Source organism: uncultured Corynebacterium sp. (assembly GCF_947253065.1).
Taxonomy (GTDB): Bacteria; Actinomycetota; Actinomycetes; order Mycobacteriales; family Mycobacteriaceae; genus Corynebacterium.
The window spans coordinates 21,661-43,296 of the sequence record NZ_CAMXWS010000018.1; the positions used below are offsets into that span (position 1 = coordinate 21,661).

Genomic DNA, 21,636 nt, shown 5'->3' on the forward strand with positions numbered 1-21,636 from the left:
CTTGGGCTTATGCCAGAGAAAATCCTGCTCTACTACCAGTTCCGCCCGATCCCGGACCCAGAGGCGATCCGCCTGTGGCAGCGCGATCTGTGCGAAGGGTTAGGGCTGCACGGCCGCATCATCATCTCCCCCGACGGCATCAATGGCACGGTCGGCGGCGACATGGAGGCGTGCAAGACATATGTGCGCAAGACCAAGGAATTCTTCCGCGGGATCGAATTCAAATGGTCCGAGGGCGGCAAGGCAGATTTTCCGAAACTCAGCGTGAAGGTGCGCGATGAGATTGTCACTTTCGGCGTGCCAGAAGAATTGCGTGTCGACGACCGCGGCGTTGTCGGTGGTGGCAAGCACCTAAAGCCGGAAGAGGTCAATGAACTCGTCGAAAAGCGAGAAGACGTCGTCTTTTTCGATGGCCGTAATGCGTACGAGGCTGAGATCGGCAAATTCAAGGACGCCGTCGTGCCCGATGTGAACACCACGCATGACTTCATTGCGGAATTGGAATCAGGCAAATATGACTGGATGAAGGACAAGCCGGTGGTGTCGTATTGCACCGGCGGAATCCGCTGCGAGATCTTGTCCTCGCTGATGATCAACCGTGGGTTTGAGGAGGTCTACCAAATCGACGGTGGGATTGTCCGCTACGGCGAGAAATTCGGTAACCAGGGCCTGTGGGAAGGCTCGCTCTACGTCTTTGACAAGCGTATGCACACCGAATTCGGGCCGGAAGACGATGAGGACTTCGTGCAGGTCGGCCACTGCGTTCACTGTGGTGCAGCCTCAAACCAGCACTACAATTGCGCGAATGAACCGCACTGCCGGCAGCAGTACGTCAGCTGCGAGGCCTGCCACGAGAAGAACCCGTATTGCGCAACGTGTTCTAGCTAGGTGGGCGCTTATTGGGGTGCGCTGTCCTGGGCGAGAATGCCCACGGTGACGATCAGCCATGCCATGGTCAGTGGAACGAGCGGCAGCCAGAACACGCCCATCCAAGGCACCCACCGCTGATAACGGTTGAGCTTGCGCACCATAATGATTGCGCAGCCCAACAATCCGACTACTGGCGGAATAGATGCCACAATCGCCCAGGTGGTGCGCCACGATTCAGTGCACAGCCAGGTTGCTTCACCAGCTTCACACAGCGGACCGCCGGACATGCGCGCGATAAGGGCGACGACGAAAGCGACGACCGCAGTGATCGCGATTGTGCTGGCTGCGTAAATGATTGCCTGCCGCGTTGAAGCACGGTTCTGCTCGTTGACTACTGCGGGATCAGGTTGATCGGCAAGGTCATCAAAAGTTCGCGGCTCCGGTGGCACTTTGTTGTAGTAGTCCGATGCGCTGTGCAGATCATTCTCCGGGTGCTCCGGGCTATCGCGGCGCAAGCCGCCGCGCGCAGAGGAATTGTTGTGGGACTGCTGGTGCGGCTTATCAGTGGACATACCAGCCAGTCTATCCCTGCAAGCTTTAAGGGAAAATGACCACGGGCACTGGTGCGTGAGTGAGGAAGTCTTCGGTGCGCTCGGTAGCCACGACCCGGCCGCGGTTTGCTGGGTTGGAATCCAGGAAGAGAATGTCGCCCTTCTTCCACTTCTGTGAATTCACCACAGACTTCCAGCCATCGCCCGAGCTAACACAGGTGTCCACTTCGAAATTCTTCGGCTCGGGAATGCCCAAGGCCTCAGCGGTCTCACTGATACAGTCGCGTGCGCGGTCGAGCAGAGCGAGGGAGGATTCATTCCATTCGTCGATAAGCTGCGAATGTGGCTCAAGCTCAGCTTCGTACTGGTAGGTCCGGCGCGGGGAAAACGCCATGACGCGCAGGTCGACGTCGAGAAGCATGGCTGCTGTGGCGGCGACCTTGATTCCGTGGGCTGAGGCCTCCTCGCGCTCGCTCAAGAAGGCGTAATTGATGCGCGTGATGCCCTTCTTGGACAGCTTCACCGCGCGTGGTGCGAGACCCACCGAGATCGGCGAATAGTGGATCATCGCGTCTGCTGTAGAGGTAGCCAAAAAACGGCCTTTTTTCGCTTTCGCCTTCGAACCCAACAAAATGAGGTCCGCCCCGAAATTAGCAGCCTCTTCTGAAATCAACTTGTGCCGCGGAGAACCATCGCGGAAAACAGCGCAATCCGCATCGCGCGCATCTCGTGGGATGTACTCTTTGATGGCGGCATTCATCGCGCTGATGCGCTCGTCAGAGATCTTTTTGAACCACTTGGCGTATTTCTTGCTCTTCGAATTGTGGCGTGAGGACCACGGACGTGGAGCTGTGGAGATCACGCGGACACACGTTGTCGTGGTGCGCGCGACCCATGCCGCGAATTCAATTGCTTCCTCGCCCGACTGATCCCAAGCGACAAGAATGCGTAAGGGACGCTCGGGGCCGACCTGTGGCAGGAGCGTCGGAGTTCGCGGTGATTTTGTCATCAAACGGCAAGCTTTAATAAAAAACTAACGGTCTTTTAACTTTAACCTGCTGGTTGACGTTGCGACAATTTTTCGACGAAGCAGCCTATTCCTTGCGACCGGTGCTGTAAGCCTCGGCGAGACTGCCCAGGGCCGGCGTTGCCTTTTTGAGCAGTTCGATGGAGTCCGAATCGAGGGAACCGATCATGTCAGCGACGTACTGCGTGCGCTCCTCAGCCACGCGGTTGTACTCCCTCAGCCCAGTATCGGTGACTTCGACCTTCACGCCACGGCGATCCGCTTCATCGCGCACGCGGTGCACGAGATCACGCTGCTCGAGCTGGTGCAAAGTATTCGACGCAGTAGGCATGCGGATGCCTTCCTCCTGCGCGAGCTGGCTAATGCGCATCGGGCCCGAATTGATCAGGCGCTCCATGATGGAAAGCTGCGGCCCCGTAATATCCGAGACCTCAGAGATGCGGAAATAAGCGACATAAAGCTTTGTTAGAAATGGACGAATTTCTTTTGCGATTGCGTACGCGTCCTCACGGGGGTTCTCTGGCATGACAGCCAGTGTAGTTCGTCGATGCAGAAACAAAGAAGACGGCACGCATTTTATTTTCGCGAGAGAACCGATAAAAGTGCTCGAAGAGTAGGATGGATGCGATGTTTCGCCTGATTCATGAGGTCTCACACGAGTGGGAAAGACGCGCTACGCTGCAAGAATTTCGGGCAGGAAAGAAGAAAGTCGAGGAAGTCTGCGATGCAGATTTCCTCCTCCGGGCCGCTGGCGAACACCATGGTGTCGACGCCGATCGGGTGTGTCCCCTTTGTGAATCAAATATGCATAATGTTCTATGGATTTATGGGGATAATCTTGGCCGGCGGTCCGGGTCTGCTCGTAGTGAGAAGGAAATTGCGGAGCTCGTCGGTGAAGTCGGTCCATTCACTGTGCACAAGGTCGAGGTCTGCCCGAACTGCCGGTGGAACCACCTATTGAGTACAGCCGAGGCCGTTCCAGTGCAGTGAATCGGCGGTCAAGGAAGTACTCTGTCCTAGAGGAATCGAGTAGGCAGGAACACTTCAGTGGCACGAGAAACTGATTCAAGCGCTGCTTCTAAGAAGAAGCAGCCCGCTTCGCGCCGTTCAAGCGCTAAAAATGGGAACAGCAATGCAAAGAGCTCGGGCTCTGCTGCAAAGCACAGCAAGAGCAGTAAGCCTGCGCAAAAGAAAAGCACAGCAGCTACGAAGGGTGCGAGTGCGAAGCGCAAGCCGGCTAATAAAAAAGGTCGTGGCGCACAGTGGTTCGCCGCTTTCGTCTTGGCGCTTGTTCTCATTCTGGCTATTCCAGTCACCATCTTCGGTGTGAAGTACGTTCGAGCTGATTTGCCGAAGGTCGGTGAGATTGAGACGGCACAGGTATCAACGATCTTTGCTAACGACGGCAAGACTGAACTCGCCCGTCTCGTTCCGGCCGAGGGCAACCGCGAACAGATCCCACTTGATGAGGTGCCGAAGCACGTCCAGGACGCGGTGCTCGCTGCCGAGGACCGTGACTTCTGGGAGAACTCCGGTTTCTCCTTCACTGGTTTCGGCCGTGCAGTTCTGGGCCAGCTCACCGGTAATGATTCCGCCGGTGGTGGCTCCACGATTACCCAGCAGTACGTGAAAAACACCATCGTGGGTAACGAGCGTTCCTACCAGCGTAAATTCAATGAGCTGGTCTACTCGATCAAGATGACCCGCAACTGGTCCAAGGAAGACATCCTCGCTGGCTACCTCAACACGATTTATTTCGGACGTAATGCTTACGGCATTCAGGCAGCGGCCAACGCCTACTTCAACAAACCCGCTTCAGAGCTGACGCTGGAAGAAGGTGCTGTTTTGGCCAGCCTGATCCAGCTGCCGAGCCAGTTGGACCCGTGGAATAACGAACAAGACTCGATGAACCGCTGGAACTACGTGCTCGACGGCATGGTGGGTATGGGTGCGATCAGCCAGGAAGAGCGTGCCCAGGCCACCTTCCCGGACACGCGTGACCCGCAGACCTACTCGGCTTATACCGAGGCCAGCGGTCCGAATGGTCTGATCAAGAACCAGGTCATCGAAGAGCTATCCCACATTGGCATCAGCGAGGCCGATGTGACCAACCGTGGCCTGCAGATCACCACCACGATTGATTCCCGCACCCAGGAGCAGGTGCTCCAGACTGCAGAGAATGAGCTGAGCCAGCTCCAGGAAGATGCCCGTACTGGCGTTGTGGTGATGGATCCGGCTACCGGTGCAGTCAAGGGCTACTACGGTGGCGATGATCCGAGTGGTTGGGATTATGCGAATGCTGGTTTGCAGACCGGTTCTTCCTTCAAGATCTTCGGTCTGGCAGCTGCTCTGCAGCAGGGCATTCCGCTGTCGGCCTACTACGACTCTGCACCGGTCAATGTTGGTGACCGAGTGATCCAGAATGACTCTGGTGTCACCGGTGGTGTGACCACCATGGCCGAGGCGATGAAGAACTCCTACAACACCTCTTTCATCCGCATGCAGTCGGACTTGGACAACGGTGCACAGGACACGGCCGATATGGCCCATGCCCTTGGCGTGGCACGTGAATTGCCGAATGTCCCGGAGACCCTGACGGAGAACGGTGGCCCGCCGTACGACGGCATTGTCCTGGGCCAGTACCAGTCCCGTGTGATTGATATGGCTACCGGTGTGTCCACCCTGATCAACCGTGGTGTGTGGCACCCGCCGCACTTCGTGCAGCGTGTCACCTCTGCTGATGGTGAGGTCCTCTACGAGTTCAATCCGGACTACAAGGAACGTCGTGTTTCCCCGGATGTTGCCGATAACGTGATTGAGTCGATGCTGCCGATCGCTGGTTGGTCGAATAAGCCACTGGCTGGTGGGCGCCCGTCCATTGCGAAGACCGGTACTGCACAAATGGGCGATACCGGCACGAACAAGGATGCTTGGATGGTCGGCGGTACCCCGCAGCTCGCAGTTGCAGTCTGGGTGGGTACGGCTGACAACACCTCCCCGATCTTCAACCAGTGGGGCGGCAATATGTACGGCTCCATGTCCCCTGGCACCATTTGGAAGGGCGTGTTGGACGGCGTGCTCGAGGGCCAGGACTACGAGCAATTCCACCCGGCTAAGCCAATCAACTGGGGTGTGAACCCGTATTCCGGTGGCACCTACGGCGGTGGAACCGTGCCGACTTATGACTACAGCTACACCCAGCCATCGGCGGAGGCAGCACCAGGAGAGCAGCCTTCCGAGGAGCGCGATTCCTCGCCGGCACCTGCCCCGGCACCAGCGCCGGCTCCCGCGCCCGCGCCTGCCCCAGCGCCCGCGCCGGCTCCACCACAGGTAGATATCGGGGGCCTGATCAACGACCTCGTTGGTTAGTGCGTGACCATGCAGGACACGACGACCACCACGAGCCGTTGGGCTGACCCGGCAGACCGCGTTCAGCCAGGCAAAACTGAGCCGATGGCGGCTGGAGTCATGCGGTTTCTAGGCGGCCCGATGGGCGCATACGCACAGATTGGTCGCGGTCGCTGGTGGACCCCATTGCGCGCGATCATCGCGGTTGCTTGGGTTTTTCTCGCGCTCGGTGCGCTGTCGAAATCGAATTGCGCTCGCGGCAAGCTTGTCGACGGCGCAATGCAGCTCAACTGGGACGGAAACCGCCAGTACACATCGTTTTGCTACAACGACATCGTTCCTTTGTATGGAGGCCGCGGACTAAATGAGCCCGGGTTCGTCTACGACTATTCGTGGGTGGAAGACGGGATCACCCGGTACATGGAATATCCGGTACTCGGTGGTCTGTTCCAGGGGGCGATGGGGTGGATCGCGAGGACGACGTATCCGCTCGTCGATAAGCTTTTGCCCGATTCTGGCTGGTACTTCTACGTCACCGCACTGTTCATGGCGGTGCTCTGGGTGGCTACCGCGCGCATGGTTGCGGAGCTGGCGGGCAATCGCATCTGGGACACGATCCTCGTGGTCGCCTCTCCACTGCTGATCATGCACGCATTCACCAACTGGGACATCCCGTCGATCGCGTTCGCGGTGGGTGCAATGCTGGCCGCACGGAATAAACGGTTCGGACTGGCGGGCGTCCTTATTGGTGCTGGCGCGGCCTTCAAGATGTGGCCGATTTTCCTGCTTGGCGCATACCTGGTGGTCTTCCTCCGGCGCCGTGACATGGTGCCGTGGCTGAAGATGACGGTCGGCGCGGCTCTTACTTGGCTGGCAGTGAATGTGCCTGTCATGCTGCACAATTACGATGCCTGGCACGAATTCCAGCGCCTGAACACTGAGCGTGGCTGGGAGTGGACCACTATCTACGCGGTGATCTCGCGCATGACGGGCTGGACTGGCTTCGATTCTGGTGAGGGTGCCCCTGTGATCCTCAACGCGGTGACGCTGGTTCTCTTCCTTGCTGGCTGCCTCTTCGTGCTGGTGGCTGGCCTGAAAGCTCCGCAGACCCCGCGCGTGGCGGAACTCGTCGTGCTCATCGTCGGGTTCTTCCTGCTCTTCAATAAGGTGTGGAGCCCCCAGTACTCGCTGTGGCTGGTCATTCCGGCGGTGCTCGCGCTCCCCTACTGGCGTCTGCTTTTCACGTGGATGACCGTGGACATGGTGGTCTGGCCGATTCTGATGTGGCACATGATGGGCACCGATAATCTCGGTTTGCCCGGCAGTGCGCTGAATCTCATCGTGCTGACACGTGATGCATTCATCGTGGCGATCATGGTGCTCGTGGTCCAGCAAATGTACGGCCGCCGCCGTGACAAGGTCCGTGATGCCCACTTCGGCTGTGATCCGCTCATGACCCGACCGACTGATTGGGAGGAGGCGAAACGTACATGGGAACCACAACGATCCTCGGCATCTGCTCCATCGCAGTCGCATTCATTCTCTTCGGCGTCTGCTACTGGACAGTCGTGAAGAATAAGCCCGTCGCACTCTCTGTCGCGCTGGGATTCATCGCTTTCATCTTCATGACATTCGTGCCGGTATTTCTCGCTGTGTTTATCGCAGCGCCAAATGCTGGGCCATAGTGACAGGCGGACAATATTCATGCTTTGAGCTGGGGATACGCTAAGCACGCAGAGTGATACTCATGAATCGGTACCGTGGAAATCATGAGCTTTAAGAAACTATCGACGATCGCTGCTGTCCCTGCTCTTGCCCTCTCCCTTGCGGCTTGCAGTGATTCTGGGGACTCGAATACCTCTAACTCCGAACCATCCGTGGTGACCGAGACCGTCACTGAGAAATCAGCTGAGGACGACGCAAAGAACGAGACTCAGCAAGCTGCGCCGCCTGCCGCTTCTGCCCAGGGTGAGCTGCCCGCTGAGGTCAGCGGTTACAGCCCGGAGGCTGAAGCCGAAATGGCTGAAGAAGGCGTTACTGAAGCCGACGTCGAGCGTGTTCTTGCTGCTGCTCATAACGGTGATGCCGGTGTGCAGATCGAATGGGATGACGATGGCTACTGGGAAATCGAGCTCGCTGAGATCGACATTGATATCAACCCAGATGGTTTGGTCCTCGACGTAGACAAGGACGACTAGTTCGATTTGTAGGCTGTTCGGTTTCGGGGCCATCAAATAGCAATTTCTCCCTGGTCGCCTGCTGCGGTACCCTGGTGAGGTTGCTTGACGTAAGCGACCCTCCTGCCATCGCCAACCGGGCGGTGGCCGAAACCAACAGACCATAGGAGGTGATGAGGTCCGTGCGTCACTACGAAGTAATGATCATTCTTGACCCGAGTCAGGATGAGCGCACTGTTGCCCCGTCCCTGGACAAGTACCTTGAAATTGTCCGCAAGGATAACGGCACGGTGGAGAACGTCGATGTGTGGGGCAAGCGTCGCCTTGCATACCCCATCGACAAGAAGGAAGAAGGCGTCTACGCGGTCATCACTCTGGACTGCGCGTCCGAGACCGTGCAGGAATTCGACCGTCGTCTGAACCTGAACGACACTGTCATTCGAACCAAGGTTCTGCGCACCGACAACAAGTAGGCGCTGAACTTTCAAGAACGGGCGCTGTGGATAAAACCTCCAGCGCATGGGCTGTGTTCACTCCGGGCTATAAACTAGCTTGCGCAAGGAATGGACACGACAAAAACGTCGAACCAGCACACTGTTCACAAAGGTCGAAAAGGTAAGGACACAAAATGGCACAAGGCGATACCCCAATCACTGTTGTAGGCAACCTCGTTGCCGACCCGGAGCTGCGTTTTACGCCCACGGGACTTGCTGTTGCGAATTTCCGCATTGCATCCACCCCGCGCGTGTACAACCGCGACGCTGGTCAGTGGGAAGACGGCGAAGCTTTGTTCCTGACCTGCAATGTGTGGCGTGAGGCTGCAGAAAACGTTGCAGAATCGCTGACTAAGGGCATGCGCGTCATTGTGAATGGCCGCCTGAAGCAGCGTTCTTACCAGACCCGTGAAGGGGAGAACCGCACGGTATTCGAGGTCGAGGCCGACGAGGTCGGTCCGTCCCTGAAGTACGCCAGCGCCAACGTGACTCGTAACTCCCGTGATGGGAATTCCGGTCGCTCCGGCGGATTCGGCGGTAACCAGGGTGGCCAGAACAACCAATTCCAGGGTGGCCAGTCCACCGGTGGATTCGGTGGCGGCAACCAGGGCGGTCAGAATGCACAGGGTGGTCAGGGTGGCCAGCAGGGCCAGCCCGCGAACGACCCGTGGAATTCCGCTCCTCCCGCCGGTGGTTTCGGCGGCATGGACGACGAGCCTCCGTTCTAAGAAACATCGACAACCCACCATCAACTTTCAGAAGGAAAGGTAAGGATTATGAAGCTGATCCTCACCGCTGCCGTTGAGAACCTTGGTGAACCCGGCGATATTGTCGAGGTCAAGGACGGCTACGGACGTAACCTTCTGCTTCCGCGCGGTCTGGCTATTGTTGCCAGCCGTGGTGCTGAGAAGCAGATTGAGGACATCAAGCGTGTTCAGCAGGAGCGCCAGGTGCGCGATCTGGACCACGCGAAGGAACTGCGCGACCAGCTCGACAAGCTCGAGGGCGTTACCGTGAAGGTGCGCACCGCAGAAAACGGCAAGCTCTTCGGTTCGGTCAAGCCGGCCGATATTGCAGAGGCCGTTTCTGCTGCTGGCGGTCCGGCACTGGACAAGCGCCGCATCAACATGCCGAAGGGCCTTGTTACCGCTACCGGCGGCTACCAGGTCAAGGTCCGTCTCCACGATGACGTGGAGGGCAAGGTGAACTTCGAGGTCGTTAGCGCCTAAAACACGCGCCTAACGGCGATCGCTATCAACGCGATCCAACGACAACAGCTTTGGGTGTGGGCCCCACTTGTGAGGAGTGGGGCCCACACCCTTTTGTATTCCTAATGATTTCGCACATGAGCTGTGGATAAACAGTGGAGAAATGCCAGTTCATGCCCCCAAAAGGCCAAGATTTGGATCAAAAAAGCGCGCGAACGCCCGTTGTCAAACCAGCTGGTTGTGAAGTTATTCACCGGTAGTAATGTGTCACAACGGTCGTCGATAAGCCTGTGACCTGCGACGATGGGGCACGTTGGGGAAAGGTTGGCGAGTTATCCACAAGTTATCCACAAGTGTGGGTGGGGGTGTGTGGAATGGTTCGTGGGTTTTGCACTTTCTATCCACAGGGGGCTGTGGATAACTCTGTTGTGGGTGGGTGAAAACCAGTCCAGGAAGGGTGGATTGTTCGCCCGGCGGGGTAACATCTCACAGGAGTTTGAAACGAGGAGGCGCAGCGAATCATGGCAGTGGGGTCAGCTGACGGAAACACCGGACCGGAGTCGTACGACGGGGGAGATAGCTTCGCCGATGAGGCGGTGCCGCCACCACCAGAGCCCAGCGATGGACCGGAGGAGCGACGCGGCGGTGGTTCTTCGCGCTTCAAGCGCAATAAGGGATTCACACAGGACCGCGAGGACTTGAGCGAGTACCGCCAACCGCCGCACGACCGTAAGGCGGAACAGGGCGTCTTGGGCGCGATGCTGCTTAGCCCGAACACGGTGGTCGATGTTATTGAGCTGCTCCAGGTCGAGGATTTCTACTTCCCGGCGCACCAGCTGATTTATCAGGCCATCCTAGACCTGTATTCCCAGGGGTCTGAGGTGGACGTGCTCATCGTCAGTGGTCGTCTGGATCGTTTGAACCAGCTCGAGCGTGCAGGCGGTGCGCCGTATCTGCACACCCTGATCTCCGAGGTGCCTACCTCAGCGAATGCGCGGTATTACGCCGATATCGTTTCGGAGAAATCAACGCTGCGTCAGCTCGTTGATGCTGGTACTCGTGTGGCTCAGCTCGGTTACGAGGGCGCAGAGGGCATGGAGATCGAATCCCTCGTCGACCGCGCGCAGCAAGAGATTTTCGCTGTTGCTCAGCAGAAGACAGGGGAGGACTACCGCGTCCTGGCTGACCTGCTGAAGCCGACTGTGGATGAGCTCGCCGCCTACGAAAAAGACGGTGGTCTGGCAGCTGGTGTGCCCACTGGTTTTATTGATCTGGATCGTCTCACTAACGGCCTCCACGCAGGTCAGATGATCATTATCGCTGCGCGTCCTGGTGTGGGTAAGTCCACGCTTGCGATGGACTTCGTGCGCTCTTGCTCCATCCACAATGGCCTGACCTCGGTCATCTTCTCGTTAGAGATGAGCGCCTCCGAGATCGTTATGCGTCTGCTTTCTGCGGAGACGGAGATCAAACTGGCAGCAATGCGCTCTGGCCAGATGGAGGAATCTGACTGGGAGAAGCTGACCCACCGTCTCCGTGAGATCCAGGCAGCCCCGATCTTCATTGATGATTCACCGAATCTGACCATGATGGAGATCCGCTCTAAAGCCCGCCGGTTGAAGCAGCAGCATGGGTTGGACCTGGTGGTGCTCGACTACATGCAGCTGATGAGTTCGGGCCGGAAGGTCGAGTCCCGTCAGCAGGAGGTCTCGGAGTTCTCCCGCCAGCTCAAGTTGTTGGCGAAGGAGCTTGAGGTTCCCGTGATCGCCATTTCCCAGCTGAACCGTGGCCCAGAAGCTCGTACGGATAAGCGTCCGCAGCTGGCTGACCTGCGTGAATCCGGCTCGCTGGAGCAGGACGCGGATATCGTCATGCTGCTTTACCGCCCGGACTCACAGGACCGAGACAATGAGCGTGCCGGTGAGGCAGACATCATCATTGCGAAGCACCGTGGTGGCCCGATTGACACCATTGCGGTGGCGCACCAGCTGCACTACTCGCGCTTTGTCAACATGGCGCGCGGTTAAGCGCGTTTAGCTCAAAGCCTTGCCGCGTTGCTCTGGCAGTGTGAATGCGGCAAGGCACGCTAGCACGAAAGCACCGGCGAATACACCGAACACAGCCGTAGGTCCGCCGAAGGCGAGCACCGGCGGAACAATCAACGGTGCGATGATGGATCCGATTCGACCGAATGCCGCACCAGCGCCCGTTCCGGTGGCGCGAATTGAGGTGGGGTAGAGCTCTGGCCCGATCGCATACAGCGCACCCCACGCACCGAGGTTGAAAAACGATAGTAAGCAGCCCGCGGCAATGATCTGCCAGGGCGCTCCCGCGAAACCGAAAAGCACAGCCGAGATGGCCGAACCAGCGAGAAATGCCGAGAGCGTGATTCGTCGCCCCCAGATTTCAATCAACCATGCGGCAGCGACATAGCCCGGCAACTGCGCAAGGGTGATGATCAAGGTGAATGCGAAGGAACGCACCAGCGTAAAGCCTTGATCCACCAGCAGAGATGGGATCCAGATGAACGCGCCGTAGTAGGAGAGTGATACTCCGAACCAGATGGCCCAGAACGCGGCGGTGCGACGGCGCAACGCGGGACCCCAGATCCCACCGGCAGCAAATTCCTCTTCAGGTGCCGATGGGGTAGTGGTATCAAGATCAGCTGGGTCAACGGCCTCTTCGAAGGAGCGAACGATCTCCTCTGCCTCATCATGGCGCCCAACGGATTCCAGGTAACGCACGGATTCCGGCAGCCCAAGGCGGACATAAATCGCGTACAAAGCAGGCACAGCGCCAAGCGCAAAACCCCAGCGCCAACCGTTTTCTCCTTGGGAGACAACGAAAGTGCCAATCACAGCAGCCATGATCCATCCGACTGCCCAGAAGGCCTCGAGCAAAACGACCATGCGACCACGGATTCTGCGCGGGGAGAACTCACTGACCAGCGTCGAGGCGACAGGAAGTTCCGAGCCCAAGCCGAGGCCGACGAGGAAACGGAATACCATCAGCGCACCAACAGACCAGGCCAGCGCGGAGGCACCCGTGGCAAGGCCGTAGAGCAGCAGCGTCGCCGCGAAGACTTGTCGTCGCCCGATCTTGTCGGCCAAAAGCCCGCCCAAGGAAGCACCGATAGCCATGCCGATAAACCCGATCGAAGCGATCCACGACGTGGTGGATTTATCCAGGTCCCAGTGCACAGCCAGCGCCGCAATGATGAACGAGACAAGCCCGACATCCATCGCGTCTAGCGCCCACCCGATGCCGGAGCCGACAAGAAGGCGCTTGTGTTTGCCGGTGACCGGGAGGCGGTCGAGCCTTTCGCTACGGGTAAGAGAGTTTGCGCTGGCGGTGCTGCTCATGGGGGCAAAGCTTAATCAGCAGGCTGAAGTGCTGCGAAGCTGTGCACCCAAATCCATTCACTTGAAACGGTTGAGCCGTAGCGAATTCGACACAACGAAAACAGAGGAGAACGCCATGGCAATGCCAGCCAGCATCGGGTTGAGAAGGCCCGTCGCAGCAACAGGAATGAGGATGAGGTTGTAGGCGAATGCCCAGAACAGGTTGCCCTTGATCGTGCGCAGCGTTGCGCGTGACAGCCGGATCGCATCAGCGGCAGAACGCAGGTCATTGCCCATCAGGGTGATATCGGCGGCCTCAATCGCAACATCCGTGCCAGACCCCATCGCCAGTCCCAGGTCAGCGGTAGCCAAAGCAGCAGCATCGTTGACGCCATCGCCGACCATCGCGACGACCTTGCCTTCCGCACGCAGCTTATCGACGACACCCACCTTCTCCTCCGGCATCACCGACGCCACGACCTTGTCAGTGTCGATCCCGACAGCCTCTGCTGCTGCCAGTGCAGCACCACGGTTGTCGCCGGTGACCAAGTATGGAGTCAGCCCGAGCTCACGCAGCTGTGCAATCGCCTCTGTCGAGGACTCCTTCACCGTGTCACGCACCGCGATCACACCGGCATCAGCATCGTCGACGGTCACAGACACCGCTGTTGCACCAGTTTCTTCCAAAGCACGTGCTTTCGACCCGGCGCCGCGGGAAACGGTGACAGTGCGACCGTCGATAAGCGCGCTCACACCTTGGCCCGGCATGCTGTTGAAGTCCGTGGCCTCTGCAACGTGCAGGTCAGATGCTGCCGTGACGATTGCGCGTGCGATGGGGTGCTCGGAGCCGGCTTCCACCGCGGCCGCCAAGGCGAGAACCTCATCAGCGTCGAAACCCTGGGCGGGCTCGACAACATCGACCGCCATCTCCCCGGTAGTGACCGTGCCAGTCTTATCCAGCACGACCGTATCCGCGCGCCGGGTCGATTCGAGTACCTCTGGGCCCTTGATCAAAAGACCCATTTGCGCACCGCGACCCGTACCAACCAAGATCGCCGTCGGCGTGGCCAGGCCAAGCGCGCACGGGCAGGCAATGATCAAAACAGCGACTGCTGCTGTGAATGCCTCCGTCGTCGGCTGGCCGAGCAACAAGTGCACAATCAGCGTGACCAGTGCGATTCCGATGACAACAGGAACGAAAACGCGCGAAATTTTATCCACAAGCTTTTCGACGGGCGCCTGACCCGCCTGCGCCTCACGCACCAGATCGCTCATCCGCGACAGAGTGGTCTCCGACCCCACACGCGTGGCCTCGACAACGAGCCTGCCGGTCTGGTTGATCGTGGCACCCGTGACCGTGTCGCCCTCCGCGACCTCGACAGGAACCGACTCGCCGGTCAGCATTGAATTGTCTACGGCTGAAGCGCCAGCGACGATCCGCCCATCCGTAGCGATCTTCTCGCCTGGGCGCACCACGAAACGGTCACCGACCACGAGCTGCGCCACCGGGACACGTACCTCGGCGCCATCACGGATGACCGCCGCGTCCTTTGCGCCCATCGTGGCCAAATCACGCAGCGCCTCCGAAGACTTGCCCTTCGCTTTTGTCTCGAACCACCTGCCCAAGAGCAGGAAGGTGATCACAACTGCGACGGTTTCCAGATAGATCTCATCCATCCCGCCATGACCACCGCCATGGGAGGGGGAGAAGATGTGCATCTCCATTTTCATTCCCGGCTCACCGGCATTGCCGAAGAACAGTGCCCACAGCGACCACAGGTACGCGGCAGTGGTGCCCAGGGTGATCAAGGTGTCCATGGTCACCGCACCATGACGGAGGTTTGCCCAGGTTGCCTTGTGGAATGGCGCGCCAGCCACCACGTACACCAGCGTGGTCAACGTGAATACCGCCCACTGCCAATTCGTGAATTGGAGCGCCGGCACCATCGAGATCAACATCACCGGCACTGACAACAGAGCAGACCAGATCACCGTCCGCTTCAGCTGCGCAGCCTCGTCCTCACGAGCTTGATCAATCTCGTTGAACGGATCAGAAGAGGTGGTCGCAGCACCGTTGTCCGCGCCGGGCTGGTTTTGTGAAAGGGCGAAAGCGTCATAACCAGCGTCGCGCACGACCTGGATCAACGCATCACGATCAGTCGATGCAGGATCAAAATCCACCGATGCGGTCTCAGTGGAGAAATTCACAGTGGCTTCCACTCCGTCGAGCTTGTTCAGTTTCCGCTGCACTCGGGAAGAACACGACGTGCACGTCATTCCCGTCACGCCCAAATCGACGTGCTCGAAATTCAGCGCCTGGGTGGGGGAGCTCACCGCGCCATCATCCTTTCTGACAACCGTGGGATCTTTACTTTTTGTCACACTGACCGCAACAGAAAAAGAGGCCTGAAGATTCCACCAAGCGGGGAAACTCCAGGCCTGTTGACCGTGTGAGAAGAACTACACGAGGGTGTAGCCAGCTTCTTCCACAGCTGCGGCGATCTGATCGCGGGTGAATCCTTCACCCTCAACCTTGACCGCACCGGAATTGTGATCCGCGGTCACACCAGTCACGCCGGCGATCTCGCTGATCTCCTCGACCACACTTGCTTCGCAGTGTGCGCAGGTCATGCCTTCAACAGTGAATTCTGTCTGATTAGCCATCTTTTGATCACCTTTCTCGGATTGTTGAGTGGGCTGGGCACCTATTCGTCGATAAGCGAAAAGCCCGCGTACTCAACGGCGAGCGAAATCTGCTGGTCAGTGAATCCCTCGCCGCGCACACGCATGATCTTCTCGTCTACCTCGATCTTGACTCCCTGCGTGCCCAGTACCTGACTCACCTCGTCCTTCAACTTCGCCACCGAAGTCTCGTCCGTCGGTCCTTCGAACCGGTAGTTCTTGGTCACGTGCACTCCTTAAAGTACTGCTCTTAAGACGGAGGGAATGAAGTCAGCGTTGGTACGATTGAACCAACATGGAACCCACTTTCCACGGGAATTCCTTAATCATGAGGTTACTAAAGCATTTATAGGAGGCGAAACGTGAGTACCGTCAATGTAACTGAGGACACGTTCACCGAGACCATCGAAAACAACGACATTGTCATCGTTGATGCGTGGGCAGATTGGTGCGGGCCGTGCAAGGCTTTCGCCCCGACATTTGAGAAGGCTTCCGAACAGCACGAGGACATCGTCTTTGCCAAGCTCGATACCGAGGCTAACCAGGGACTTGCCGCTGCCCTGCAGATTCAGTCGATTCCGACCCTGTTTGCTTTCCGTGAGGGCATTTTGCTCGGCCAGACTTCCGGCGCGATGCCGCCAGCTGGCCTCGAGGAATTCGTCCAGGCTGTGCGCGACGTGAACATGGAAGAAGTTCGCCGCGATATTGAGCAGCAGAATGCTCAGCAGGGCGAAGAATAAAATCGTCCTTTTGCCTGTATGACTCCGGCGGTTCTTTCCGCCGGAGTTTTCTCATCCTTAAACAGGCTTTCAGCAACAGGCTTTCAGCGCGGAATCGCGGCCTGACGGTGGCCGGGAACGTACGTAGACTCGGGAAAGAAAATCTCGATGAACTACCTACGGAAGTAAAGGACCCGCAACCATGGCTAATCCGTTCAGCAAGGGCTGGAAGTACCTGATGCAGTCGTTTGATTCGAAGATCGATGAGAACGCTGATCCGAAGATCCAGATCGAGCAGGCTGCAGCCGCGGCGAAGGAGCAGCACCAGGCGATTACTCAGCAGGCTGCGGAGATCATTGGTTCGAAGAAGCAGCTCGAGCTCAAGCTGAACCGTCAGCGTGAGAAGCAGGCGGAGCTGCAGGAAAAGACCAAGACTGCTCTGCAGATGGCAGACAAGGCGACTGCTGAAGGCGATAGCGCCAAGGCCGAGCAGTTCACTAACACCGCTGAGGTGCTGGCTTCCCAGCTGGTCGCTGTTGAGCAGGAGCTGCAAGATCTGTCCACCCAGTACTCTGCCGCGGAGCAGGCTGCTGCGGAGGCACAGCAGCAGCAGAAGCAGTCGGAGGCTCGCCTGCACGAGCAGTTGGGTGAGGTCGATCGCCTGCGCGCTCAGGCTGATCAGGCGAAGATGCAGGAGAAGACCGCGCAGTCGATAGACACCATCGGCCAGTTCAAAGAGGACGATTCCGTGCCCACCCTGGATGGCGTCCGCGAGAAGATCGAGCGCCGCTACGCCACGGCACTGGGCCAGCAGGAGTTGGCTGAGTCCACCGCAGATGGTGTGGAGGGCACCATGGCCGAGATCGAATCAGGCCAGACTGATGCCGCAGCTAGCTCCAAGCTGGCGGAGATCCGTGCGTCCATGGAAGCAGAAAGCGCCGGCGAACTCACCACTGGTAGTGAGTCCGCCGACGCTGAAGTTAGCGACGGAGAGTCCTCGCAGAACTAGCTCTGGGTCCTGCGAATATTGATCAATACTCCGCGGATTCCGGAGTGGAATCCGTCGCGGAGGTTGACGCGTTGGTGCTCGCTCAGCGTGTACTCGTGAAGAGTTTCGCAGGCGAATTGCAATAGCGGGCGGTCGATCTCTGGTGGCAGGCCACCGCCGGAGAGCATGTGGGCCTTATCGCGCTGCTCCGTAGAAGCAGCATTGTCGTACCACCACGTTGCATACTGTTGTCCCACGTCAAATGGGGTTTGGAATCCCGAGGATGTCCAGACCTCTTCCGGCAGTGGCACGTAGCGCGAACGTAGTTTGCGGCGCGGCGCCATCATTGATGGCTTCGGCATACTGCTCGGCGTCGCTGCTGCGAGCTGTGCAGGTGAAGGTGGCCCAGACGGTGCTTCCGGAGCAGGCTGCTTCGTTGCCGATGGTTCCGCTGTTTCACATTCAGTGGGTTCAGTAGGCTCAGCGTCTTCTTCCGGTGCGGATTCTGCGATCGGTGCAGCTGGTTCAGTAGGGGATTCAGCCGGCGTGGCTTCGCGGATAATCGCGCTTTCGTCGCTGTCCACCGCGGACTCGGACAGCGGCTGCTCCCCGTCGGGGCGGGGGATATCGCACATGCCTTCTTCAGCTTCGTAGCCGCCGTCATCCATCGGGCGTTCCCGAATGGTTGGCGGCAGTGGGCCTTCGAGCACCTGTAGTTGCATGGCCTCGGCGAAGTCCTCGCGCGGGTCGAGGATGGTGGTTGTGTCGCAGGCGTGGCGCAGGGCCGAGGACATGGAATCCCAGCCGAAGCCGTAGAGGTGCACGCGAATGCCCGCATTCGTTGCTTCCTCAACGCCAGGGATCATGTCGGCATCGCCACTGACCAGGACGAAGTCGGTGTATTGGCCGCGCATGGCGTTGACCACGACGTCAGCGACAAGGCGGGTATCCACACCCTTTTGCGTGCGGCGCTCACCCCACTCGATGAGCTGCCCGGTGCGCAGCTGCACGCCATCGCATGTGCGCAGCGCGCGCTGGTAGCGGTGCGGCCCCGAATCGGGAATGCCGTCGTACCAGAACTGGCGGTGAATTGGCTGGTGAAGCTGTTGCGTGATCATGCCCGAGAGGTTGTTCACCACCTCAGGCAGGTCGATTTCTAGTTGCGAGCGTGCCCCTGTTTCCCACGAGTTATAAAAGCTCGCGAGCAGGTAAGACGTGTCCACGAAGACAAGTGTGCGTTCAAGCATGGCTCCTAAATCCGTATCTATTCATGTAGCTAAAAATTTTTGTTGTTCTCCCAGTGTGCCTTTTTTGCGTCCGTCTCGCTGAGACTTTGCGTTGACCAGCGTAAACCGGCAGCTTGTGGGCAGGTTCTGTCCAGTTCAACGCAGATTTGCTGCGAAAAATTTCTCACGGTTATACGGTTGATTACATAACTAACTAACCTGTCGGAGGTGAAGGGTGGGCAATGACACAGAACCGTTATTCCTTCAGATCGCACGTCTAATCCAGGAACAGATCATGGACGGCGAACTCAAGCCCGGCCAACGCGCCCCGTCAACGAATGAGCTCGCCGCATTCCACAGCATCAACCCCGCCACCGCGCGCAAAGGACTGATATTGCTCGTCGAAGCAGGCGTCCTTGAAAAACGCCGCGGCATCGGGATGTTCGTCACCGAGGGTGCGCCCGAGCGCATCGTCGCCAAGCGCCGCGAGGACTTCGCTGGCGACTACATTGCACCGCTTATCGACGAAGCCTTGCGCCTGGGCTACGCCCGCACCGACCTCCACGACCTCATCTACCGCGTCGCAGAAAGCAGAGGAATGTACCAATGACCATTTATGTCTCACGTTTGGCTCACAGCTTTGGCAAGAACGACGTCTTGCAGGGCGTCACCGTGGACTTCGGCCCCGGCATCCACGGCCTGCTCGGTCGAAATGGTGTGGGTAAATCCACGCTGCTGAAGATCATCGGCGGCCAGCTCAAACCTGATTCAGGCATGGTCAAGGTTTTTGGTGAGCGCCCCTTCGACAATGCCCGCGTCATGGATAACACCTGCTTGACGGGCGTGGACACCGCCTACCCGGGTTCGTGGTCCGGCACTGACGTGATCAAAGGTGCGCAGTTGCGTTACCGCACGTGGAATCAAGCGCTTGCCGACGAGCTCACCGCCGATTTCGAGATGGGCGATGCCCTGAGCACCCGTTACGACAAACTTTCTCGCGGACAGCGCGCCATGGTCGCCATCATTATTGGGCTGGCCTCGGGCACGGAGCTTTTGCTTCTCGACGAACCCTATGTCGGCCTGGATACCCACAACACCGATGTGTTCTACCGTCATCTTCTCACCCAGGCAGATTCCGGCCGGACGATCGTGATGGCCACGCACCATATCGACGACGCGGCGAAAGTCCTGGATGATGCGGTGATTCTGGGGCGCGACGGGGTCGTCGCCAAGCAATGTGCCCCCGAGGATGCCGATGATTTCGCTGTCGCGGGCCCGGACCTTGTGCCCATTTACGACGCCCCGCGTCATGCCCGCGCTGCCACTTTCGACGACCTAATCGAGCACTACCTGGAGGTGTCCTAGATGAACACGAGCCTGCTTGGATATTTCCGCCACCAATTCGTCGCGCCACCGCTGACCCGACTGATCTGGATGATTCCGATATTGGCGATGCTGGCATTCGGGCTGCTTTATGTCACCCGTGATTCAGTAGTCGGTGTCATCTTCGGCCCAATGATCCTGACGGTTGTCATGATCGGGGCGTTGTCGTTGGAGGACACCGCCTATACGGCATACGGGATGCCCAAGTCTTGGGCCAAAAAACTCACTGCCATGGCTGTTGTCCCCTCAGTGGTGTTCAGCGCGGCCATTGCGCTACTCGCCCGCCCGGACTGGGTTGGCATTGCGGGCGCACTCGTGGCGCTGGTGTCGGGGCTGCTCTTTGGCGGGCAATACATAGCCGGCGATGGAGTGGCTGATGACCGGAAGGCGGGTTCGCACCTTGGAAGCGGCAGCTTCGAATTCGAATCGATCTTCAAACCGCAGCTGCTGTGGGCTCTAGGTGCGGGTAGTGCGCAATCACTCATGATCCCTTTGACCAACTTCATTGGTAACGACACATTGCGTCCACTCCTTGGTGGCCTACCGATCATGATCTGGTATTCGGCATATTGTATGCAGGGTCTCGGAATTACCGGTGCGGCAACGGGCGCAAGCTACGGCGTGCCGCGCAGACGTTGGTTGGCGCAGTCCGGAGCTGCTGCCGTAGCCGCGGTGTTGGTCTACATCGTTGTGGCCGGGCTGTTCAGTCCCGTGACGGGCACCTGGCCAGCGGTGATAGTTACCGGTGCCGGCGGTTTTGCGTGTGCTGTTTTGGGTGGGGCCATGAAGATCTGGCGCACGGAATTAGGCATGCTTCCCGCCTACATGATGTTCTTCATCGCAAATGGGGCATCGGATACTCAAAGCTTCCTCGACGGCGCAGTCATCTTTGCGCTGGCCACAGCGGGAATCCTCGCATTGGTCGGCATTGTCATTCAGGCCGGGTATCTCGCGGGTTTAATCAACCCAAAACATGCTCAAAAGAACCTTTAAAAAACAAGACCTAACCAGGGGATTTGTGTTGTTGGTTGGGTGTGTGTAGCTTTATGTGAGTCAGCGTGACCGACAACGCCCCGCCGGGCAGTGGTTCTGGTGAGATGGCGGTAGGAAAACGAGCGTTGATAGATCCTTATCATTTGATCCGCATGACTGCGATTTTGTTTGTTGTGTGGGTGTGTGTAGGGTCGGACAAGTCGCTTTGAACAGGCCCCGGTGAATTATGGGGTGTGTTTGGGTGTGCGTGTGTTGTGTGAGAACTCGATAGTGTGCCAATGATTTTATTGTTTGGTTGGTTTGTGTGACTGTTTCATGCCTTTTGGTGTGTGCTGGTCGGTACTGTCTGAACCATTGATGGGACAGTGTCGTTCTGGTTGGTTGCATGACTGATTGGATATTTTTGGTTGCCCTTCTTTTTTGCCCCGTCAGGGTTGGAGGGTGACTGTTTAGTAATTTTTGGATTGCCAGATCTGGCACCTTTGTGGTGTTGGTTTGGTTTGTTTTGGTTGGGTTTTGAGCTTTTCACGGCTCGGTAATCTTTTACTGATTGATGCTCGCCTTTTGTGGTGGGTGTTTTTGTGGAGAGTTTGATCCCTGTCTCTTATACACATCTGACGCTGCCGACG

At 58.1% G+C, this 21,636-nt stretch carries 22 protein-coding genes; 14 read left to right on the top strand and 8 right to left on the bottom strand.

What is annotated here, in order from left to right; all coding sequences use genetic code 11:
• The first annotated feature begins 9 nt into the window (after positions 1–9).
• Positions 10–888, top strand: coding sequence for a rhodanese-related sulfurtransferase (locus tag Q0X21_RS06025; RefSeq protein ID WP_297850931.1), 879 nt, complete (start codon positions 10–12; stop codon positions 886–888).
• Between the two features lie 8 nt (positions 889–896).
• Here Q0X21_RS06025 and Q0X21_RS06030 read toward each other — a convergent pair whose 3' ends face one another.
• The 3 genes from Q0X21_RS06030 to Q0X21_RS06040 form a co-directional block, all read right to left on the bottom strand.
• Positions 897–1,442: a hypothetical protein gene (locus tag Q0X21_RS06030; RefSeq protein WP_297850932.1), complete on the bottom strand. Its 546-nt coding sequence runs from the start codon at positions 1,440–1,442 to the stop codon at positions 897–899.
• Between the two features lie 25 nt (positions 1,443–1,467).
• Entirely contained in the window at positions 1,468–2,430 is a 963-nt protein-coding gene (locus tag Q0X21_RS06035; RefSeq protein WP_297850933.1) for a universal stress protein, read from the bottom strand.
• Between the two features lie 85 nt (positions 2,431–2,515).
• Positions 2,516–2,974, bottom strand: a complete 459-nt coding sequence (locus Q0X21_RS06040; protein WP_297850934.1) for a MarR family winged helix-turn-helix transcriptional regulator — start codon at positions 2,972–2,974, stop codon at positions 2,516–2,518.
• 101 nt (positions 2,975–3,075) lie between these two features.
• Here Q0X21_RS06040 and Q0X21_RS06045 point away from each other — a divergent pair, with 101 nt between their 5' ends.
• The 8 genes from Q0X21_RS06045 (at position 3,076) to dnaB (ending at position 11,702) form a co-directional block, all read left to right on the top strand.
• On the top strand, positions 3,076–3,438 hold the full coding sequence (locus Q0X21_RS06045) for a DUF5318 family protein (protein WP_367172746.1): 363 nt from the start codon (positions 3,076–3,078) through the stop codon (positions 3,436–3,438).
• Between the two features lie 57 nt (positions 3,439–3,495).
• Positions 3,496–5,817 (top strand): transglycosylase domain-containing protein, encoded by a 2,322-nt coding sequence (locus Q0X21_RS06050; RefSeq protein WP_297850936.1) that lies wholly within the window; start codon positions 3,496–3,498, stop codon positions 5,815–5,817.
• Between the two features lie 9 nt (positions 5,818–5,826).
• The gene (locus tag Q0X21_RS06055; RefSeq protein WP_297850952.1) at positions 5,827–7,368 is read left to right on the top strand and encodes a glycosyltransferase family 87 protein; all 1,542 of its coding nucleotides are present in this window, start codon (positions 5,827–5,829) and stop codon (positions 7,366–7,368) included.
• A gap of 197 nt (positions 7,369–7,565) precedes the next feature.
• On the top strand, positions 7,566–7,994 hold the full coding sequence (locus tag Q0X21_RS06060; protein WP_297850937.1) for a hypothetical protein: 429 nt from the start codon (positions 7,566–7,568) through the stop codon (positions 7,992–7,994).
• Between the two features lie 152 nt (positions 7,995–8,146).
• Positions 8,147–8,446, top strand: coding sequence for a 30S ribosomal protein S6 (gene rpsF / locus Q0X21_RS06065; RefSeq protein ID WP_297850938.1), 300 nt, complete (start codon positions 8,147–8,149; stop codon positions 8,444–8,446).
• A gap of 155 nt (positions 8,447–8,601) precedes the next feature.
• A complete protein-coding gene (locus Q0X21_RS06070; RefSeq protein ID WP_297850939.1) occupies positions 8,602–9,195 on the top strand; it encodes a single-stranded DNA-binding protein in 594 nt (197 codons plus the stop codon).
• A 48-nt stretch (positions 9,196–9,243) separates the two neighbouring features.
• Positions 9,244–9,696 (top strand): 50S ribosomal protein L9, encoded by a 453-nt coding sequence (rplI, locus tag Q0X21_RS06075; RefSeq protein WP_297850940.1) that lies wholly within the window; start codon positions 9,244–9,246, stop codon positions 9,694–9,696.
• Between the two features lie 500 nt (positions 9,697–10,196).
• Entirely contained in the window at positions 10,197–11,702 is a 1,506-nt protein-coding gene (gene dnaB, locus Q0X21_RS06080) for a replicative DNA helicase (protein ID WP_297850941.1), read from the top strand.
• 6 nt (positions 11,703–11,708) lie between these two features.
• Here dnaB and Q0X21_RS06085 read toward each other — a convergent pair whose 3' ends face one another.
• The 4 genes from Q0X21_RS06085 to Q0X21_RS06100 all read right to left on the bottom strand — a co-directional run bounded on the left by Q0X21_RS06085 (position 11,709) and on the right by Q0X21_RS06100 (position 15,925).
• On the bottom strand, positions 11,709–13,037 hold the full coding sequence (locus Q0X21_RS06085) for an MFS transporter (RefSeq protein ID WP_297850942.1): 1,329 nt from the start codon (positions 13,035–13,037) through the stop codon (positions 11,709–11,711).
• 57 nt (positions 13,038–13,094) lie between these two features.
• Positions 13,095–15,293 (bottom strand): cation-translocating P-type ATPase, encoded by a 2,199-nt coding sequence (locus Q0X21_RS06090; protein WP_297850953.1) that lies wholly within the window; start codon positions 15,291–15,293, stop codon positions 13,095–13,097.
• 183 nt (positions 15,294–15,476) lie between these two features.
• Positions 15,477–15,680, bottom strand: coding sequence for a heavy-metal-associated domain-containing protein (locus Q0X21_RS06095; RefSeq protein ID WP_297850943.1), 204 nt, complete (start codon positions 15,678–15,680; stop codon positions 15,477–15,479).
• Between the two features lie 41 nt (positions 15,681–15,721).
• Complete coding sequence (locus Q0X21_RS06100; RefSeq protein WP_297850944.1) at positions 15,722–15,925, bottom strand: transporter; 204 nt, start codon at positions 15,923–15,925, stop codon at positions 15,722–15,724.
• A 135-nt stretch (positions 15,926–16,060) separates the two neighbouring features.
• Here Q0X21_RS06100 and trxA point away from each other — a divergent pair, with 135 nt between their 5' ends.
• Both trxA and Q0X21_RS06110 read left to right on the top strand, forming a co-directional pair.
• Positions 16,061–16,438 carry a thioredoxin gene (gene trxA / locus Q0X21_RS06105; RefSeq protein WP_297850945.1) on the top strand — a complete coding sequence of 126 codons (378 nt, stop codon included), beginning with the start codon at positions 16,061–16,063 and terminating at the stop codon, positions 16,436–16,438.
• A gap of 181 nt (positions 16,439–16,619) precedes the next feature.
• On the top strand, positions 16,620–17,426 hold the full coding sequence (locus Q0X21_RS06110) for a PspA/IM30 family protein (protein ID WP_297850946.1): 807 nt from the start codon (positions 16,620–16,622) through the stop codon (positions 17,424–17,426).
• Here Q0X21_RS06110 and Q0X21_RS06115 read toward each other — a convergent pair.
• Positions 17,423–18,652, bottom strand: a complete 1,230-nt coding sequence (locus Q0X21_RS06115; protein ID WP_297850947.1) for an NYN domain-containing protein — start codon at positions 18,650–18,652, stop codon at positions 17,423–17,425. The two genes, Q0X21_RS06110 and Q0X21_RS06115, sit on opposite strands and share 4 nt — an antisense overlap.
• A 214-nt stretch (positions 18,653–18,866) precedes the next feature.
• On the opposite strand from Q0X21_RS06115, the gene Q0X21_RS06120 reads away from it, so the two are divergent.
• The 3 genes from Q0X21_RS06120 to Q0X21_RS06130 are packed head-to-tail and all read left to right on the top strand — an operon-like array spanning position 18,867 to position 21,007.
• A complete protein-coding gene (locus Q0X21_RS06120; RefSeq protein ID WP_297850948.1) occupies positions 18,867–19,241 on the top strand; it encodes a GntR family transcriptional regulator in 375 nt (124 codons plus the stop codon).
• On the top strand, positions 19,238–19,996 hold the full coding sequence (locus Q0X21_RS06125; protein ID WP_297850949.1) for an ABC transporter ATP-binding protein: 759 nt from the start codon (positions 19,238–19,240) through the stop codon (positions 19,994–19,996). Before Q0X21_RS06120 ends, Q0X21_RS06125 begins: the two co-directional genes overlap by 4 nt.
• A complete protein-coding gene (locus tag Q0X21_RS06130) occupies positions 19,997–21,007 on the top strand; it encodes a hypothetical protein (protein WP_297850950.1) in 1,011 nt (336 codons plus the stop codon). It begins immediately after the preceding gene.
• The last annotated feature ends 629 nt before the right edge of the window (positions 21,008–21,636 follow it).